This window comes from Pseudomonas sp. EA_35y_Pfl2_R5, from assembly GCF_963970805.1.
Classification (GTDB): domain Bacteria; phylum Pseudomonadota; class Gammaproteobacteria; order Pseudomonadales; family Pseudomonadaceae; genus Aquipseudomonas.
Genome location: NZ_CAXAOW010000024.1, coordinates 1 through 18,656, shown reverse-complemented (window position 1 = coordinate 18,656; position 18,656 = coordinate 1). Strand labels below are relative to the sequence as shown.

At 56.0% G+C, this 18,656-nt stretch carries 21 protein-coding genes; 13 read left to right on the top strand and 8 right to left on the bottom strand.

What is annotated here, in order from left to right:
- Nucleotides 1-238 precede the first annotated feature (238 nt).
- Complete coding sequence (locus AACX99_RS21525; RefSeq protein ID WP_339414465.1) at nt 239-727, bottom strand: DUF523 domain-containing protein; 489 nt, start codon at nt 725-727, stop codon at nt 239-241.
- A gap of 221 nt (nt 728-948) precedes the next feature.
- On the opposite strand from AACX99_RS21525, the gene AACX99_RS21520 reads away from it, so the two are divergent.
- Complete coding sequence (locus AACX99_RS21520) at nt 949-1,506, top strand: DUF6160 family protein (RefSeq protein ID WP_339414464.1); 558 nt, start codon at nt 949-951, stop codon at nt 1,504-1,506.
- Between the two features lie 21 nt (nt 1,507-1,527).
- Here the strand turns inward: AACX99_RS21520 and AACX99_RS21515 are convergent, their stop codons facing one another.
- Nucleotides 1,528-2,190: a 2OG-Fe(II) oxygenase gene (locus tag AACX99_RS21515; protein ID WP_339414463.1), complete on the bottom strand. Its 663-nt coding sequence runs from the start codon at nt 2,188-2,190 to the stop codon at nt 1,528-1,530.
- Between the two features lie 92 nt (nt 2,191-2,282).
- On the opposite strand from AACX99_RS21515, the gene AACX99_RS21510 reads away from it, so the two are divergent.
- Complete coding sequence (locus tag AACX99_RS21510; protein ID WP_339414462.1) at nt 2,283-3,050, top strand: hypothetical protein; 768 nt, start codon at nt 2,283-2,285, stop codon at nt 3,048-3,050.
- A gap of 142 nt (nt 3,051-3,192) precedes the next feature.
- Here the strand turns inward: AACX99_RS21510 and AACX99_RS21505 are convergent, their stop codons facing one another.
- On the bottom strand, nt 3,193-4,140 hold the full coding sequence (locus tag AACX99_RS21505; protein WP_339414461.1) for an alpha/beta hydrolase: 948 nt from the start codon (nt 4,138-4,140) through the stop codon (nt 3,193-3,195).
- Between the two features lie 85 nt (nt 4,141-4,225).
- Between AACX99_RS21505 and AACX99_RS21500 the strand changes: the two genes are divergently transcribed.
- A complete protein-coding gene (locus AACX99_RS21500; RefSeq protein ID WP_339414460.1) occupies nt 4,226-4,834 on the top strand; it encodes a DUF6436 domain-containing protein in 609 nt (202 codons plus the stop codon).
- Between the two features lie 29 nt (nt 4,835-4,863).
- Here the strand turns inward: AACX99_RS21500 and AACX99_RS21495 are convergent, their stop codons facing one another.
- Nucleotides 4,864-5,919, bottom strand: coding sequence for an AraC family transcriptional regulator (locus AACX99_RS21495; protein WP_339414459.1), 1,056 nt, complete (start codon nt 5,917-5,919; stop codon nt 4,864-4,866).
- A 114-nt stretch (nt 5,920-6,033) separates the two neighbouring features.
- Here AACX99_RS21495 and AACX99_RS21490 point away from each other — a divergent pair, with 114 nt between their 5' ends.
- Both AACX99_RS21490 and AACX99_RS21485 read left to right on the top strand, forming a co-directional pair.
- Entirely contained in the window at nt 6,034-8,409 is a 2,376-nt protein-coding gene (locus AACX99_RS21490; protein WP_339414458.1) for a penicillin acylase family protein, read from the top strand.
- A gap of 17 nt (nt 8,410-8,426) precedes the next feature.
- On the top strand, nt 8,427-9,911 hold the full coding sequence (locus AACX99_RS21485; RefSeq protein WP_339414457.1) for a M20 family peptidase: 1,485 nt from the start codon (nt 8,427-8,429) through the stop codon (nt 9,909-9,911).
- A gap of 85 nt (nt 9,912-9,996) precedes the next feature.
- Here the strand turns inward: AACX99_RS21485 and AACX99_RS21480 are convergent, their stop codons facing one another.
- From AACX99_RS21480 to AACX99_RS21465, 4 genes are all read right to left on the bottom strand, one after another.
- Entirely contained in the window at nt 9,997-10,578 is a 582-nt protein-coding gene (locus tag AACX99_RS21480) for an SCO family protein (protein WP_339414456.1), read from the bottom strand.
- Between the two features lie 4 nt (nt 10,579-10,582).
- On the bottom strand, nt 10,583-10,915 hold the full coding sequence (locus AACX99_RS21475; protein WP_339414455.1) for a hypothetical protein: 333 nt from the start codon (nt 10,913-10,915) through the stop codon (nt 10,583-10,585).
- Between the two features lie 61 nt (nt 10,916-10,976).
- Nucleotides 10,977-11,546 (bottom strand): hypothetical protein, encoded by a 570-nt coding sequence (locus AACX99_RS21470; RefSeq protein WP_339414454.1) that lies wholly within the window; start codon nt 11,544-11,546, stop codon nt 10,977-10,979.
- Nucleotides 11,547-11,631: 85 nt separating this feature from the next.
- On the bottom strand, nt 11,632-12,810 hold the full coding sequence (locus AACX99_RS21465; RefSeq protein WP_339414453.1) for an MFS transporter: 1,179 nt from the start codon (nt 12,808-12,810) through the stop codon (nt 11,632-11,634).
- Between the two features lie 156 nt (nt 12,811-12,966).
- On the opposite strand from AACX99_RS21465, the gene AACX99_RS21460 reads away from it, so the two are divergent.
- From AACX99_RS21460 to AACX99_RS21425, 8 genes are all read left to right on the top strand, one after another.
- A complete protein-coding gene (locus AACX99_RS21460) occupies nt 12,967-13,962 on the top strand; it encodes a LysR family transcriptional regulator (RefSeq protein WP_339414452.1) in 996 nt (331 codons plus the stop codon).
- 146 nt (nt 13,963-14,108) lie between these two features.
- On the top strand, nt 14,109-14,459 hold the full coding sequence (locus AACX99_RS21455) for a hypothetical protein (protein ID WP_339414451.1): 351 nt from the start codon (nt 14,109-14,111) through the stop codon (nt 14,457-14,459).
- Nucleotides 14,460-14,575: 116 nt separating this feature from the next.
- Nucleotides 14,576-15,547: a toll/interleukin-1 receptor domain-containing protein gene (locus AACX99_RS21450; protein WP_339414450.1), complete on the top strand. Its 972-nt coding sequence runs from the start codon at nt 14,576-14,578 to the stop codon at nt 15,545-15,547.
- An 88-nt stretch (nt 15,548-15,635) separates the two neighbouring features.
- Nucleotides 15,636-16,061, top strand: a complete 426-nt coding sequence (locus AACX99_RS21445; RefSeq protein WP_339414449.1) for a hypothetical protein — start codon at nt 15,636-15,638, stop codon at nt 16,059-16,061.
- 95 nt (nt 16,062-16,156) lie between these two features.
- The gene (locus tag AACX99_RS21440) at nt 16,157-16,672 is read left to right on the top strand and encodes a hypothetical protein (RefSeq protein WP_339414448.1); all 516 of its coding nucleotides are present in this window, start codon (nt 16,157-16,159) and stop codon (nt 16,670-16,672) included.
- A 74-nt stretch (nt 16,673-16,746) separates the two neighbouring features.
- Nucleotides 16,747-17,166 (top strand): DUF1493 family protein, encoded by a 420-nt coding sequence (locus AACX99_RS21435; RefSeq protein ID WP_339414447.1) that lies wholly within the window; start codon nt 16,747-16,749, stop codon nt 17,164-17,166.
- 77 nt (nt 17,167-17,243) lie between these two features.
- Nucleotides 17,244-17,936, top strand: coding sequence for a hypothetical protein (locus AACX99_RS21430; protein ID WP_339414446.1), 693 nt, complete (start codon nt 17,244-17,246; stop codon nt 17,934-17,936).
- Nucleotides 17,937-18,011: 75 nt separating this feature from the next.
- Nucleotides 18,012-18,473 carry a hypothetical protein gene (locus tag AACX99_RS21425; protein WP_339414445.1) on the top strand — a complete coding sequence of 154 codons (462 nt, stop codon included), beginning with the start codon at nt 18,012-18,014 and terminating at the stop codon, nt 18,471-18,473.
- Nucleotides 18,474-18,656 lie beyond the last annotated feature (183 nt).

Below are 18,656 nucleotides of genomic sequence, written 5' to 3'. Positions count from 1 at the left end.
GCTGGCTCACCTGGGCCAACCAGCGCTGAAAGGCTTGAGTATCCATGGTGGGCTGACCTCACAAGCGGATGTCTGCCTTAAAGCTTAGTCCTTGCAACACGGTCTTGGGACATAGCCTTTTTATTGGTGCCGTCCGGTCCTGCGGGGCGCGCAGGATAGCAGCACCTCATGCCTAGCTATCGCGCAACCCAACAGCATGGGTATCGCTGCGCACAACCCATCCTACGCACTAGGCGAATCAGGCGTCTAATTCGCGTAGCGCTGCCTCGGCAGCCGGCAGTTCCTCTTCGCTAAACACCTGCACTCCAGCTCGGCGCAAGGCGGCTGCCGTAACGCCTTCACCGGCGACCTTGGTGCCGCTAAAGCTGCCGTCGTAGTTCTCCCGATTACCGCACGAGGGGCTGCGCGCTTTGAGCAGCGCTATGCGGATCCCATGCAGCGCCACCAGGGCCAGCGCCTGCTGTGCGCCGTCAATAAAAGCGGCGGTGACATCCTCGCCGTCCACCGTTAGCACCGGCAGCTGGCCGTCGAGTACCTGCGCACCCTGGCCACCAGCAATTTCAGCTGGGGCGCGAGGGGTCGGTAGGCCGCCGGCGACTTCCGGGCACAGCGGCACAATGCGCCCGTCCTGTTGCCAGCGCTCAAGCACAGTAAACGGGCCATGGGCGCCGCCGTCATAGCGCACGCGCTGGCCCAACAAGCAACGGCTCACCAAAATTTTCTGCATCGCTCACTCTCATTCAGTCACCCGCCGTAACACCACCAGGGTACTGCGCTTACTGGCCGCCGATCAAAGGGACGGGCTGGCGGCTAGATTGCCAAGCTCATCACCCAGACCAGGCCATTCGTGCCTAACGCCGACCTATCCTTCGGCGGGAAGGGCCCTGACCTAATGGCGCGTGCGCCAGGCCAGGTACAGACTCTCGGCACTCTCGTCGAGGACACCTCATGCATCGCCCACTTCGCACCGTCGCCCTATCACTCGTTGCAAGTCTTGCGGCCTATGCGCTGCCGAGCCAGGCCGCCCTTCTGCCGATGGACAATCAAAGCCTGAGCGAGATCAGCGGTCGGGCTGGCATCAGCATCCGCGCCGATGTGCTGGCGACGATCAACCGGGTCAGCTGGAATGACGACGGCGGCAGCGCCTCGCTGCGTAATGTCAAAATCGATAACGGCTGCATAACCCCGGCCAGTTGCCCGAACGGTTCCGGCGGCAGCTTTGCCTTTGGCGCGGCGCAACTGGGGCTGACCCTACCGATATTCGGCGTCAACCTGCCCACCCTGAAGATCGATATCGTCACCAACGCCAGCGGCAAACAACAATTGCAGCTGACCCTGCCTGACCTCACCACCATTAATGATCAACTGGTGGCCAGCGGCATCCCGGCGCAGCGCATTCGGGTACGGGTAGCGGCCGATATGTACGTTGGTGAAAGCCGTCTGGGGAGCATCGAGATGCGCGATATCACCGATCTGCGCGGGACCTTCAAAGTCTGGGGCCACTAAGAACGGGCTCTAACGGCACTACTACAGCGGCCCATTCCCCCGTCGGCGAAACCAGCCGGTCAACGACAGCCGGTCACGCGTTGCCGGCAGCACTTCGTGGGGCATATCGGCCGAGAGAAACAGCAGCAAACTGCCCGCCTGAGGTAGCACATCGCGAATCTCGCCATTCGGCAGATACAAACGCAGCGCGCCGCCCTGCTCGGCCTGCCAATCCTCATTGAGGTAAAACACCACCGACACGGCGCGGCGATCATCATCGCGAAAACGGTCCAGGTGTTTTTTGTAATAGGCGCCGGGTGGGTACAACGCGAAATGGCTTTCGAAATCCTCCAACCCCATAAACAGCGCTTGATTCAAGGCCTGGCGCAGCTCATCCATAACTGCCAAATACTGATCGCATGCGGCGTTCTGCCCAGCATCCAGCCACTGAATATGATCGCCGCGTAGCCCCTCACTCACCACCGTCAGAGCGCCACGGCCGATACCCGCCTGCACCAATAAGCCGGCAGCGGCACGCTTACGGCACTCTTCGCTCAGTTCGCAGGTCAGAGATGGAGCAATGAATTGTGTTTGCAGTGACCAGCCATGCTCGGCCAAGTCATCGATAATGCGCGCCACGCTGGCGCCCAGGGTGTTACTTGAGCAGGTGTTCAATGATGGCCCCGAAGGAATGAGAACCTGCATGGACGCAGGATCGCGATTCTAGCAGGCCGCTTACTGGCCTCGACAAGCCCCCTGCTGCCCACCGAAAATAGCCCCCCCTGAATGGAGTCCCTATGCGCGCCCTTACCGTTGTACTGACCCTGCTGCTCAGCCTGCCAGCCCTGGCGGACGATTACCTGCAGCTGTATCAGGCGGCCGGCTGGCCACAGCAGCGCATGCACTTCAGCGATGCCCTACAGGCCGCTCAGGAACGCTACCGCAGCAGCCTGCCGCCAGCGGTGCATCAAGCACTGGTGAATAACAGCAACCAACGCTTTGCCGCCGCCGCGGTGGATCAGCGCGCCCAGCAGGGCCTGCGTGACAACCTCGACAACCCAGCCAGTGCCTTGCAGTTCTTCCAGTCACCATTGGGCCGCAAGATTGTCGATGCCGAACTGCTCGCTACCCGCAGCGACCAACTGGCGCGTTACGCCAATGGCCTGCCGCGCAGTGAAGCCAGCGCCACCCGCCGCCTGCTGATCCGCCACCTGGCTCAAGCCCTGCCAGCCAAAGAAGCCGGTGCCGAAGTCAGCCTGGCGCTGGCCGGCGTAGCCGCCGACAGCCTCAGTCAGATGCTCCCCGGTCTGCTCGGTGGTGACAGCGCCCAGGCCATGCTCAACGGCCAGCGCCAGCGGCTGATGGAGCAGATCGGGGCGGATCTGGATAACACCCTGCTGCACGTTTACCGCGAGCTGAGCGATCCGGAGCTGGAAGAGTTTGTCAGCTTTGCCCAGTCAGACGCAGGCAAGGCCTACTACCAGGCCGCACTGGCCGCAATTCGCAGCGGCCTGGCGGTTGGCCAGAGCAACGCCAGCTTGGCTCCGGCGCCACGCGGTATCTGACAGGCAGCTGAAAAACTACCTGCGTTGGCAATACTGCGTTGAAAGCGGCCCAGGACGCGGCGTCTCAAAATGCTCATTTACAACAGTAAACTCCGCTTTTTCGGCCGCTTTCGCCTTGTCTTGCCTGCCTCGCCTACGTTTTTCAACGGCCTGCTAGCCAGCTCAGACGCTGGGTAAGAAACTCGAAATAGCGCTGGCGCAAGGCCGGCGCTTCATTGGCCAGGTGATGGCCAGCGCTGTCCAGCATCAGGATCGTCGGTTCGGCGAACTTGTCCTGCAACACCTTCAAGTTGTGCCGCCAGGCCACAGTCATGTCCGCGCCCCCCTGCACAATCAGTGGGCTGCGCAAGCTCCGCGGCGCAGCCTCAATACGCGGCACCCACTGGCTTAACGCACCCACCCAAGCGGTTGGCAGGCAGCGTGGCTGCAGCGGGTCGTGGTGATGGACGAAGTCGATAAACGCGGCGTCGCTTGAGTTGACGCTGAAACGCCGGGGAATCTCGCTCACAAAACTCTTCATAATTCGATAACTGAGCTGCGACCAGCCCCAGGCTCGCGGGCGCACCAAGGGGGCCAGCAGAATGATTTCGCCAATCGGCGCGACAGGCTCACCACGCAACACGTAATCAAGAATGATCGCACCGCCGGTGCTCTGCCCACACAGGTGCCAGGGCTGCGGTAGATCCAACACTGCGGCTTCAGCCAGCAGCGCCTGGAGCACCGTTTGGTACTCGGCAAAGTCACCGATGCTGGCACGCGCGCCGCTGGACAGGCCATGCCCCGGCAGATCGAAAGCCAGCACAGCAAAGCCCTGCCCCAGCGCCCACTCGATCACATGGCGATACAAGCCTACATGGTCGTAATAACCATGCAGCAACACCAACGTGGCGCGCGGCTGCTCTGGCCACCACGCCTGAACGGCAATCTGATAACCACCCGCCGGCAACAAGCCCATACGACTATGAACGGCCAGCGCATCGCTAAAACCATAGAACCGGCGATAAGCCTGTTCAGCAGACGACAGCACAACAGCTGCGGCCAAGGGTCGCAGACTGGCAATCAGATGTTCCGGCTGAAACGCATCAGGCATAAGGCTTCCATCAATCACTCGGGGTCGTCACAGGCCATCCGGGCCGGCGCGATGAAGAGGCGGATATTCTGCTGTCGCGCCAGACATGGCAAGCTGCGCGCCTGTTTGCCGAAAACTGCCCATGACTCGACCCACACGCAAGACCCTACTCGCCAGTCTATTGATTCTGCTCTGGGCCGCCGCCATGCTCGCCGCCTATTGGTGGTACGAAGCGCGCTATCTGCGCAGTTTCAGCGAGCAGACTGCGCTGTTCTATGGCGAACAGCTGCGCCTGCCGGATGAGCTGGCCGGCCCTGGGCCGATCCGCCTGGTGCACTTCTGGGACCCGGCCTGTCCGTGCAATGTCGGCAATCAGCAGCACCTGGCCGAACTGATCGAACGCTTTGGTCCCCAGGGTGTGAGCTTTTATGCCGTGCAAAAGCCCGGCAGCAGCGGCCAACTGCCCAGCACCCTCAGCGCCCTGCAACCGTTGGCTGAGTTGCCTGGCAGCACGCAGATCCCCGCCAGCCCGGCCGTGGCGATCTGGGACCGCAACGGCCAATTGGCCTACTTCGGCCCCTACAGCGAAGGCGCCGTATGCACCTCCAGCAACAGCTTTATCGAGCCGATTCTCGATGCGCTGATTGAGCAGCGCCCAGTCAATGCCAGCAATACCCTCGCCGTGGGCTGCTTCTGCGATTGGCAAAGCAACTGAGTATTTCAGGCCTATGTAGAAAGGCTAGATCAGTCTGACGCCGTTATTCCCACAAACGACGGTCGGCGAAAGCCCTGCGGCGTCTCGCCCTGCCAACGCTTGAACGCGCGGTAGAACGGCGACAACTCGGCAAAACCGCAGGCGCGGGCCACTTCGCGGATCGCCAGGCCGCTGTCGAGCAGGGCCTGGGCACGCAGGCGACGCACTTCATCGTGCAGCTGGCGAAAGCTCTGCTGCTGTTCGGCCAGCGCCCGCTGCAGGCCGCTGACGCTGTAACCGAGCGCAGTGGCGCAGCTGGGCAGATCACACAGCTGTACGCCGAGGTTAACTTCCAGCCAGTAGCGCACGCGGTTGAGCAGCTGGTTTTCCTCTAGTTCCGCCAGCTCCAGTTCGGCCTGGGCCCAAAGCACTGTGAACAGCCGCGGGTTGGCGCTGCGCGATGGCCGACCCAGCCAGGCGCGCGGAAAGATCAGCGCGTCATGCGCCTGGGCAAAGCGCGGCAACAGGCCAAATAGGCGGCGATGCTCACTCAGCCGGCGCGGTGCGGGGTGGCGGAAATCCAGCCCGGTCAGGCGGAAGCGGCCGTCGTTATTGATGCTGGCGAGCATCTTCTGCAGCAGCAGCGCCAAACATTCCATCTGCTGACGCAGCGAGCCGACGCCCCGGTAGTTGAGGTCGAAGATCAGTCTTGCCTGCTCGCCATCCAGCTCCAGGCGCGCGGCAAAGCCACCAGAAAGGATGTGCTGAAAACGCACAAAGCCCTCCAGCGCCTGGCCGAGGTCGCGGCTGGCCAGCAGCAGGTAACCGACCACATCCAGGGGCCGTGGCTGCATGGTTTCGCCGAGGTGCAGACCGATATCGGCATCACCGCTGATGGCTTCCAGTGCCTGCCAGAAGCGCGGCGCATTGTCGTGATCTTCACGGGCATTGAGCAGCGGCGGCGCCAGCATCACGCCCTGGTAGGCCTTACGATAGGTGTCAGTCGGGTCGAGTCCTAGATCAGCCAGTGCCTCGTACAGCAGGCGACGCAGGGTCGAGGAATGGGTCAGCGCGCTGGCGATGCTGTTATGTGGGTCCTGATTCATACAGCCCTCTTTGATTGACCAAAGACTTTCATCCTTGCTGTATTTGGTCAATGCCGCCGCGCCATTCCGCCCGCACAATGGCGGCGCTGATAAAACCTATAACAAGGAAAACCCATGAAACGCACCCTGACCGTCCTTGCCGTAATAGTCGCCGCCACTGCCGCCGGCGCTTACTGGTATATCGACAGCAAGCAACCGCAACGCGCGGGCGAGCTAAGCCTGAGTTCATTGCAGGCGCCGGTCACGGTGGATTACGACGAGCGTGGTGTGCCGCATATCCAGGCGCAGAATGAGGCCGATATGTACCGCGCCCTGGGCTATGTGCATGCGCAGGACCGGTTGTTCCAGATGGAAATCCTCCGCCGCCTGGCCCGTGGCGAGCTGGCGGAGATTCTCGGCAGCAAGCTGGTCGACACCGACCGCCTGTTCCGCACTCTGGGCATTCGCGAGCACGCCGACCGCTACGCGGCGAAGATGGACATGAATACCCCGGCGAGCCAGGCACTGCAGGCCTACCTCGACGGCATCAACCAATACCAGGCCAGCCGCCCGACACCAATCGAGTTCGATGTGCTGGGTATAGAGAAACGCCCTTTCACTACCGCCGACACCCTCAGCGTCGCCGGCTATATGGCCTACAGCTTTGCCGCGGCGTTTCGCACCGAACCGGTGCTGACGCATATCCGCGATCAGCTGGGCGCCGACTACCTCAAAGCCTTCGACCTCGACTGGCACCCGCAGGGCGTGGTCGGACAGAACCTCGCCGCCGGCGACTGGCAGGACCTTAACGCCATCGCCGAACTGAGCCACGCCGCGCTGCTGAATGCCGGTCTGCCGCAGTTCGAGGGCAGCAACGCCTGGGCCGTATCCGGCAGTCGCACCGCCAGCGGCAAACCGCTGCTGGCCGGCGACCCGCATATCCGCTTCGCCGTGCCGTCGGTGTGGTACGAGGCCAACCTGAGCTACCCCGGCTTCAGCCTGTACGGCCATCACCAGGCGCTCAACCCGGTGGCTTCGCTGGGCCACAATCGCGAGTTCGCCTGGAGCCTGACCATGTTCCAGAACGACGACCTCGACCTGATCGCCGAGAAAACCAACCCAAACAATCCCAACCAAGTCTGGTACCGCGGCCAGTGGGTCGAGCTGCAAAGCCGCGTCGAACAGATCAACGTCAAAGACGCCGCGCCGGTCAGCCTGACCATTCGCCGCTCACCCCACGGCCCGCTGATCAACAGCGCCCTCGGTGAAACGGTCGGCAGCACGCCGATTGCCATGTGGTGGGCGTTCCTGGAAACCGAGAATCCGATCCTCGATGGCTTCTACCAACTCAACCGCGCCGCCAGCCTGGATCAGGCCCGCTCCGCCGTCGAGCATATCGAGGCGCCGGGACTGAATGTGGTATGGGCCAATGCCACGGGCGATATCGGCTGGTGGGCGGCGGCGAAGCTGCCGCGCCGCCCGGCCGGCGTCAACCCGAGCTTTATCCTCGACGGCAGCAACGGCGAGGCGGAGAAAGACGGCTACTTCCCGTTCAGCGCCAACCCGCAGGAGGAGAACCCGGCGCGCGGCTATATCGTCTCGGCCAACTACCAGCCCGTTTCGCCGACCGGCATGGAAATACCCGGCTACTACAATCTGGCCGACCGCGGCCAGCGCCTGGATGATCGCCTGAGCGACAGCAGCGTGAAGTGGGACCTGAACAACAGCCAGGCCCTGCAACTCGACCCTGGCACCGGTTACCCGCAACGCCTGCTCGCACCGCTAGCGGCCGACCTGCGCGGCGCCGCCAACGGCAGCGAAGAGCAGGCGCTGGTCGAGCAACTGCTGAACTGGGATGGCCAACACACGCTCGACGCCACTGCTGCCACGCTGTTTAACCAGTTGGTCTATCAGCTGACGTTTGAGGCCATGGCTGATGAGCTGGGTGAAGCCTTCTTCACCAATCTGCTGCAAACCCGCGTGCTCGACAGCGCCCTGCCGCGCCTGGCTGCCGATGCCAACTCGCCGTGGTGGGACAAGCGCGGTAGCGACGCCGTCGAAAGCCGCGCCGATACCGTCAAAGCCGCCTGGCAGGCCAGCCTCGCCCACCTACGCAGCACACTCGGTGACGATGCCAATCAATGGACCTGGGGCAGCGTGCATACCCTGACCCACAGCCATCCGCTGGGCCAGCAGAAGCCACTGGATAAGCTGTTTAACGTCGGCCCATTCGCCGCGCCGGGTGGCCATGAAACGCCGAACAACCTGTCGCAACCGGTGGGCCCTGCGCCCTGGTCGGTGGTTTACGGCCCCTCGACCCGCCGCCTGATTGACATGGCCGACGCCAGCACCGCGCTTGGCATCAACCCTGTCGGGCAGAGTGGCGTGCTCTTCGATAAGCACTACAAGGATCAGGCCGACGCCTATATGCGCGGCGAGTACGTGCCGATGCACCTGGATGCCGAGGCGATCAAGGCCAACAGCCGCAGCCAGCTGATTCTTCACCCCTAAGCGCCCAGGAGCCTGCCATGAAACGCCTGTTATTGGTGGTATTGATTGCCCTGCTCGGCCTGATTGCCGTAGTCGTCGGCCGCACCCTTCTGCTGCCGCCCGCCGCCTTCAATAACGCGCCAGTCAGCCTGCCTGAGGGGTTGGATGCACAACGTGCAGCTGAGAGCTTGGCTGCGGCGATTCGCCTGCCAACCCTGTCGCATCAGGTCGGCACCCCGGCCAGCCAACAGGCCGCCAGCGATGCTGCGTTTGCCGGCCTGCGCGAGTGGCTGACGCAACGCTACCCGCGCCTGACGGCAACCACCGAGCCGTTGGCAACCGGCAGTCCGAGCATCCTGCTGCGCTGGCCGGGCAAAGACAGCCAGTTACCCGCCGTTTTGCTGATGGCGCACCAAGACGTAGTGCCCGTCGCGCCTGGCACCGAAGCGCTATGGACGCACCCGCCGTTCTCCGGGGCGATTGCCGATGGCTTTGTCTGGGGGCGTGGCGCCATCGACAGCAAAGGCTCGATGGTGGCGATTCTCGAAGCCGTGGAAACCCTGATCGCCCAAGGCTTCCAGCCGCAACGCGATGTGCTGCTGGCCTTCGGTCACGATGAAGAGATTGGCGGCCACCAAGGCAACCGGCGCATCGCCGCGCAATTGCAGGAGCAAGGCAAACGCCTGGTCTGGGTCAGCGATGAAGGCGGCTTTGTGGTGCGCGGGCAGATTCCCGGCGTCAGCCAGGATGTCGCCGTGGTTGGCATCGCGGAAAAGGGCTACGTCAGCCTGACCCTGCAAGCCAACGCCCAGGGTGGCCATTCCTCACAGCCGCCAGCTTTTGATGAAACCGCCATCGGCCGCTTGAGCCAGGCCCTGCAACGGGTAGGCGATGCGCCGTTTCAACGCGGCTTCGACGGCCCCACCGGCGACCTGCTGGCCAGCTTCACCCCGGCGCAATCCTTCGGCTATCGATTGATTTTCGCCAACCTCTGGCTGTTCGGTCCTCTAGTAGAACAGCAACTGGCCGCATCGCCAGCCGGCGCCGCACAGCTGCAAACCTCGCTATCACCGACCCTGCTGCGCGCCGGAATAAAGGAGAACGTGTTGCCACCCAGCGCCCGCGCCACCCTCAACCTGCGCATCCACCCACGCGACAGCATCGCCAGCGTTGCCGAACACGTACGCAACGCCGTGGCGGATGAACAGATCCAGGTCAAAGTCATGCCCGGCGGGCGCGAGCCTTCGGCGGTGTCCGACGTGAGCGGCGCAGCCTATCAACAGTTCGCCGAAGTGATCCGGCAGAGCTTCAGCAACACGCTGGTCAGCCCCAACCTCACCGTTGGTGGCACCGACTCGCGCTACTACGAACCGCTGACCGACAACATCTTCCGCTTCAGCCCGCTGCTGATGGAACGCGGCGACCTGCTACGTATGCACGGCACCAACGAGCGCGTGGCCATCGATACATTGGCCAATGCCGGCGGCTTTTATTACCGCCTGCTACAGAGCCTGACGGACTGATTTCAGCCACGCTAGCCGCTTAGCGTCATGGCGATGTATAGGGAAAGCCAGCGAGCAGCGGGGAGCAACCGTCCCAGTTGCTCAATCAAAATCTGAGGCTCAGCTCTTTTGCCAATTGCCCCGCATCAAACCCCGGGCGAAAGCGCCCGGTGAAATTGCCTTGCGGATCAACAATTGAAAAAGTCACCGAGTGAGCAACCGTATAACGGTCCGGAACAGGTGAAACTGCGAACTGAACACCCAGGTTTCCGGCAAGCCGAGCCAATTGCTCTTCGCTGCCCGTCACCCCGTGGAATGAGGCATCGAAGTGTCTGGCGAATTGGCCCACCTCAACCACCGAGTCGCGCCCTGGATCAACCGAGACGAAAACAAAGGCGATGTCGCTTTCGCCGGCATGCTCGGCCAGACGGGTAGCTAACGTCGCCATCTGCGCCAGCCCTGTCGGGCATATGTCTGGACAGTGCATAAAGCCAAACAACAGGATGGTCCAACGCCCTGCCAGAGACTGATTGGTAAAGACGTCCTGATCGGACTCAAGCCTGAACGCAGTCAGACTACGCGGTGTAGCCAGCCACTCTATCGCTTGCGGCATCACTGGCCGGGGTACGACAAAAGCTAACAGTGCGCCCAAAGCGACACCCAAACCGAGCAACAACAGCCCCAGCACGGACCTACTCACGCGCCCGGCTCTTGTTGCTCAAGTACAGTAGCCCCAACGCCAACAGGGCGGGCAGTGTCACGCCGGCGAAATCCTCAAGCAGCGACTCAGGCCCGCAAATGCCGATCAGCACCTCCCATATGTGAAAGAGCGCATGGGCAACTAGCCAGGCCGTCGGCATCGCCCACAGAGTCCGTCGATGACGGGGATATATCGCCCCATAGATGAACGCGACGCCGATCAGCAGGTAAATCATGCCGATATCACGCAAGAAGTGCTGATTGAAAGGCCCACGATCCGGTACCCCTGGCACCAGCCAGTACCAAGTTTCAGGGGCCAGCGTCATAAAGACACCATTGCCCAATGCGGCAAGGCCAAGCACTACGGCCATCACGGTAATGCATTTGTTAAACACCCTTTACCCCCTCAACCAAAGCAGACTCACGATTGGGGGTCAGGAAGGACTCATTGACCTGAATTCGACTGCAGGCTTTACCGTAGCCCAGGGCGTATTTCAGGGCGGGGTAAACCCGGTACGAGCTGATGGCAAAGCCTAGGGCAATAAGCCCTTTGTCCCCCCATAAGGCACGAATGTGCTCACGCAGGTCGTCCGCCTCGGGGTTATGCGCCAGGACCTGCTCAGTAAAGCGCACCACCAAGGCGATATCTGCGGGCAGGTTAGGCATGTCTCGATCAATCAGCGCTCGCACAAGCCCCGGCTCCAGCTTTGCCTCCAGTGCCATGTTGACCACCAGTTGCGTACATGGCCCACAATCATCCCAGATGATCGCGCGTATTCTCGCGGCGAACAGTGGTCCAACAGGCAGTTCACCCGAGTGCGCAGACATGGTTTGCAACCCCATAAACTTCAAAAACGCGCCCAAATCTGCCTTCAAAATATCCTGCTGATAACCCACGTCATAGTTATAACGATGCTTGAACGTCAGCAGCATCTTATTAAACGCATAGCGAATCATCTTACACATCCTCTTTGACATAACTACTCAAGCAGCAAACTAATTGCCCATAAATATGCATTTGGCCAGCAACTTTATAGGCTTGTTAATCCGGCGTAGGTGACAACATGCCAGAATTCGAAAGTTCCTGGGCACGCAACGGTTTAAGTAGAAGTAACCCGCTCATCAAAAAGATCACCGCACAGGTGTAAAGCATCAATGAAAAATCACTGTTATTCAGCAAGCCAGAAGCCAGCAATGGCCCTGTCGCCAAACCAACAAACGAAACAACTGCGGCAATCGTTGCCAGTTTGCCACTGCCATCCATCTCTGCAATCACAGCCAGTAAATAAGACTGCACCGCCGGCCAAGAGATAAACAGCAGGGTCATTGCAAATACATAAATAGTACTGTGCGTCGAAAAATTCAGCAGTAACGCAGCCAGTAGCGAGAGAGCGACACCTGCCAACAACCAGTTCAAACGGCCATAACGCTTGCCGTTAATCACCGGAACCATTGCACCCAGCAAACCCAGTAAACCAGTGACCGCGATATAGGTACTGACGGGCTCTGCGGCGATACCAGCAGTAAGGCCAATCAGCCCGACATAGGCCCAGATCGCACTGGCAGCAACTTGATAAAGCATGATCGCCAGCAACAACAGCCATGCATGACGATATTCACTGGGCAACAATGTTATGCGTTCGCGTGGATATTTATTCAATGGAATTCTTCTCAAAAAAATAACCAGCAACAAACTCACCAACGCCAAGCTGGCCATAACATAAAACACTGCATAGGCATTGATGGCGGCCTCAAGCGCGGGCAATAGATACACAACCAGAGCACCAATACTGAACTGTATAAACAACAAGTAGCCGAAAGCCCGATCAGGGTTGCCTAGACGGGCAAGCCCAGCAAACGCCACCCCAAGGCTAAACCCACCAAAGATTCCGGCCACAAATCGCCACGCAAGCATAGCTTCATAGGAGTCAATCCAGGCACTGCCAATATCCATCAATGCCAACAGTGCTAGACCTGCAATAACGGCAGCTCGCCAACGAATACGACGTACCAGAAAAATTGCCGCTGTAGTACCGAGTAATCCACCATAGCCGTTGAGCGAAACAATCTGTCCGGCCTCAACTTCGCTGAAACCAATTGCACCGGCTAACGCACTGACCACGCCCGGTAGAAAATTAATATAAGAAAGCCCAGACATGGTAATAAATGCCATGGCTAAGTAGGCAAACAAACTATTTGCGTTGTTTTTCTTATTCAACATAGCGCCTCATAAAGTGAGTGACTGTCGCTGCTGTTGAATTCTCATGCGGCACTAGCCATAAGAAAATATGGCCGCGCGCCCTATCAGTCGTGAATACTATTCACGAGTGGCCATGCTAGGCTCGCCCATAGACAAACTGCATGTGCCTGCCCAGTCATGGATAAACTGCGCTTATTAGAAATATTCCTGGCCACCTGTGATGGCGGCAGCTTCGCAGCAGCAGCAAAGGTTTGTGACACTGACCCGTCCACCGTCAGCAAAGCCATTTCTCGCCTGGAAGCCCAACTGCAGCTCACGCTCTTTCAACGCTCCACCCGCCACCTGCGCATTACCACAGCGGGAAAATACTACGCCGACACGACGCGTAAGCTGCTGCAAGACCTCAGTTCCTGCGAAGACGAATTGCGGCACTTGAACGACTCGCCCTGCGGCATCCTGCGCATCAACGCGGCTGCATGCTACGGCCATCTCTATGTACGCCCCTTGCTACACGCATTTTCTCAGCGTTACCCAGCGATAAAACTGGAGCTTGAGATCAACGACCTGCACCTGGATGTGATCGACAACGATATTGATATCGCACTCCGCACTGGCTACGTAAAAGACAGCCGCCTGGTGGCCCGACAGCTGAGCCCAATGGACTTTCTGGTTTGCGCTTCACCCCATTACTTAGAAGTACAGGGCACACCGCAACACGCCGATGATTTTCACAACCACCACTGGATTGGTTTCCGCATCAAGGAAACACAGCAGCTCCAACCAATATTTTTACCGAACCGCCACGGTGCATACCTTCCTCATGAACTAGAGCGGCGTCATGTCACCGATGACGGAGAGACCATGGCGTATATGTGCGCGGACGGTTTGGGCATTGCTCAGCTTCCGCACTTTCTGGCAAAGCCGGGTTTGGACAGCGGGGATTTAGTCTCGCTTTACCCCCACTACAGACCTCCACAGCCAGCTAATGGTGTATTTGCGATTTACCCCAAACGCGATTACTTACCGGCCAAGGTCAGGGTATTTATTGAGTTCATAACAGCAGCGTTGGACTCTATGGGGGAGAGCCCCCAGCACACATGGGCGGAACATCTGGCTCCTCTCGTTGACTTCCCTCATACCCCATCGCGAACGATACAAAGAACAGCTCCCTGAATCTTGTTTTGAATCGTCTCCGTCCGTTCAACCACGCTCCGGAATGATCGGGGGTGAGGCCCCGTTATACGCACCCATATCGAGCTTGAGCCGCCTCACAGATAAAGGCAGACTGCCAGCAGGACACCGCCACCAATGGTCACGATATGGACGTTGTGAAAAGCCTCAAGCCAGGCAAAAACGGCACAAAACGCTTTGTCGAGCGCTACGGAGACGACTTAATCGCCGTGCGCTACCGCCAAGACGCCGAACAACAGATTAGCTACACCACGGTAGAACTGATCGTCGAACGCAAACACAAACCGCCGAAAACCCGCGCCCTGCCGGCCGAACAATTGACGGCTTTGGTTTTTGTGCGAATCAGTTTCCACGAGAAGGACATGCAACTGGCGGCCAAACAGGCCGGCGGCAAGTGGCAACCAGATCAGAAGGCATGGCTACTGAGCTACAAAGCGGCAGTACAGCTGGGACTGCAAGAACGGATCATCAATAACTGATGGTCATATATGGATACGAGATGGCCAGATTTGGATACTTATTGCCAGCAGTGGTAATAGGGTCAGGTATGGAAATGTCGTCTAATAATAGTTATGTACCGCAGCAGGAATAAACCTTGAGCAAAATATTTATTTCACATAGCCATAAAGATAAAGGGCTTCATGATGCATTGAGAGGTGCTCTTAATGAGATAGGTCATGTTGTAATAGGTATAGAGTCCTTGCTGGTTGGTTCTTACCTATCAAAGGACTTGAATAAACTACTGAGCTCTGCTGACGCAGTCATTGCAATACTTACAGAAGAGTCTCTAAAGTCAAAACATGTTCTAAATGAAATTACAGTAGCACTCGCCCAGATGGATGCAACAGGCAACAAGCTTTTCCTCCCTGTTGTGGTTGGAGAAAATATCGAAATACCTGATTTCTTATTGAATCGCTTTGTTGAGATGGTTCCAAATTTCATGGACCTCCACTTAAATAAAGTCGTTTCAAGTATTCACCGCGCGATAGAGCTTAATAACGCAACACAGGAAGAAAGGAAGCGCGCGAAGAACAAGCAAGCAGAAAAACTAGAAGTCAGCAAGACTGAGTTTATCCGAGAGGCAGAGGAGCGCCTTAATAAAAAAGAAGCATCTCTTAAATTAAGTGCACATATTTGGTATGGCTTCGGATATGCCGCCCTGATTCTAGGGGTTCTAGCGGCCTTCTATCTTATTAAAGAAAGCCTAGGCAAAGACATAAATACGAGCGCCATAGTGCTTTTATCAATAAAAGGGCTTATTGGTGTAGGGCTTCTTGTGGCCTCGTCTAAATATGCGTTCACACTTGGCAAGTCCTACATGAACGAATCATTAAAGAACTCAGACCGTCTGCACGCCATTTCATTCGGTAAATTTTACCTGCAGGCGTACGGTGACATTGTCACCCCCGAAGATGTCAAAGTAGTATTTCAGCATTGGAACATAACTCAAGACTCCTCATTTAAAGATATAGGCTCTCAAAATTTCGATCCTAGAATCTTTGAGTCAGCAATTGAAATAGCGTCTCTGCTCACAAAAAATGATAAATCAAGCAAGAAAAGCACATAACAACTGGTTCAAATCGTTCGCTTCGCTCACTAGGACGGGCTAAAGCCCGCCCCTTAACCAAACGTTATATTCCATGGAGCAAGTACTGATGGAGCTGAAAGATTTTGTCGCTGAGTCACTACTTTCAATCGTCGAAGGAATCAAAGACGCCCAAAGTAAATTTTCAGAGCATGGCGCACATATAAATCCAGGAAACTTAATGCGCGGTACCTCGGCAGTGGCAGAAAATTCCGTTTGGGATAATACAAATAACAATTATGCGCAACTTGTATCTTTCGATATTGCAATAACTGCAGAAGACGCGGCTAAAGCCGGGGCTCGAGTAAAGGTATTGTCAGGGTTGTTAGGCGGAGATATAGGCGGCGAGAAAGGCACAAAAAATATACTTGCAAGCAGGGTTCAGTTTTCCGTACCGGTTCTATTTCCTACTAGCAATCTAGAAGACCCAGAAGCTCGTCAAACAAAACAGCCAACGCCGAAAATCCCTAAACCCATATCATCGCGCCGTCCATGAAATATAACAATGCGCTCAAATCGCTCACTTTGTTCGCTGGGACCGGCGAAGCCGGCCCCTTAGCTTAATCGTTATACACCTGGAGACGCACCGCATTGGCCATAGATGAACTTGAAACGATTGTCTCCAGGCTCGACGGATATATTGACGCATTATCATCAATTGGCTCAGACGCTCAACGCAATACAGCAGGTGCACGCAAGGTTACGCTAGACACTAATAATATTGATGAGTCTATAAACGCTTTATTTACCGGCTACTGCAAAGGCTTCCAAGAAGACTTTCCGGACATGGCGGTTTCAACTTTCTCCTTTCAAAAATCTATCTCCATAACAAACTGGATTAGAGTTTTGCACAATGAGCTAGAGAAATATTTACTACCAAAGGACTATGAAAACTCCATTGCCACCCCTGAAGCGCTGAAATCAATAAAATATTATCTAGCATGGCAGGTCATGGAAATGGTTCGCATGATTAGTTCTGATTTCGAGTCAGAGATAATTTTCAAATCTCACTACGTAACATCAGACTCAAGAATCGGCGTGTTATTTTTAATTCCAGTAGGAGATGCTTGCCTTACATTACGGTTCGATTCGGTGGCTGATGTATAACAACTGGTTCAAACCGTTCGCTTCGCTCACTGGGACGGGCTAAAGCCCGCCCCTTAACCAAACGTTAGGCAAATATGGATATCGAAGAAATCTACAATTTTCTTGAAAAAAGCCAGGGAGTAAGCAGGACTAAACTTTCTCCTAAAGCTGATCTATGCCGCGATCTAGGCATAGATGGAGATGATTTCTTTGAGTTGGCTGAAGATTTTGCGTCAAAATACAATGTTTCCATGAATACTTATTGCTGGTATTTTCATCACAACGAAGAAGGTTTTAATATCGGTGCTCTATTTTCACCAGCACCGTACCAGCAAGTGAAGCGCATACCAGTAACCCCAGAAATATTGCTCCTTGCGGCCACAGAAAAAACATGGCCTGTGATTTATCCCGCACACGAAATCAGCAAAAACCGCACCGACATCATAATAAATCAATTTATCTTAACTGCATTATTATGCTTTGTTGCCATATGCGTACTAATAGAATTCGCCTAACAAGTGGTTCAAATCGCTCGCTTTGCTCACTGGGACGGGCTAAAGCCCGCCCCTTAACCAAACGTTAGGCATTTTCCATGGAACTCAGTGAACTTGCATTTAAGCGACTTGATCGGAATACAAATGCTTCCGATTATATTGATTGGGCTGTGGGATTGCTTTACGAGGGGAGTGATTCACAGAGTGTCGCGATGCTGGCAAGTTTTGACTTAGAGAAAGAGCCAGACGCGGAGCAAGTTGAGTACTATTTTAAATTGTGCGTCTCAGATCTTGGCATCAAGCTGCCGTCTCAGGACGAGTGGTATGAAGCATTGCTTGAATACACCAGCGACATTTGTAAGAAAATGGTTTCTGGTTCGCTTGATCTAAAAGATGGGGCTTATGAACTGCTCAGTATTGCCGAAGACAACAACGATCCATACATGCTTACAATTTGGATAGATCTTTTACGTGATTTAAGCGAAGCAAGTCATCCATTGAAGGTGGATAATATATTTTTCAATTCTTCACTCAACCTAAACGACTACGACGCGTGTATTTGCTTAACTGCGCAGCAGTACATTTCTCTAAGCTCTATATCGCTTCCAGAAAAATTTCCGTGGGTTTGGATGTGCAGTAAATGTAATTACGTTACTGACCTAAACACTTGGACAACCTCGCTAACTGCTTGCTGCCCAAACTGCACTGGAGTATCTACTCTAAAAAACATGCGCTACTTCGAACATCGTGACCATTACTTGTCAAATATCCAGTTAAAAACGCCTAACTAGTGGTTCAAATCGTTCGCTTCGCTCACTGAGACGGGCTAAAGCCCGCCCCTTAACCAAACGTTATATGTCTTTCCTATGCACATGATCCTCACAAAATTTAAGGAAAAACTCCCAAAAGGTTTTTCTTATCCGATTGGTGCTGAAAAAATAAGCGCAAGTCTAGTCAGCGCTCCTCAGCTAGAAAGTTTGGTGCTTAACTTTTGGCATAAAGATGAATTCTGGGCCTCGTCCTATAACGAAAGAATCAAGCAGAAAAAGCCTATAAAGATAATTGAGATTCGCTACCAGAACCCAACAACTGGAATTTCATCACCGCAGCACATGATAGAAGCAGGCTATTACTCTCCATCGTGGTTAATATATGTTTACGCAGCACCAAAAGAATACTTACCAGATATAAAGGAACAACTGGCGAATGTAGCCTTGCCTGAAATGGAAATGTGGCTCAACCAAGTTGGACTTACGGAAGAGAAAGGCAGCATGGTCAAAAGCTATACTTACGACCCTTGTTCAAGAAAGCTAACAGAACGTGTATAGCCATATAACAACTGGTTCAAACCGTTCGCTTCGCTCACTGGGACGGGCTAAAGCCCGCCCCTTAACCAAACGTTAGGCCTGTGTGCATGAAAATATACGCAATGATATTTATCTGCTTTTTTATTACCGCCTGTGGCGGCCCCTTCAGCGCTGATGAATCTGAAGCAAGAAGGCAATTGCTTG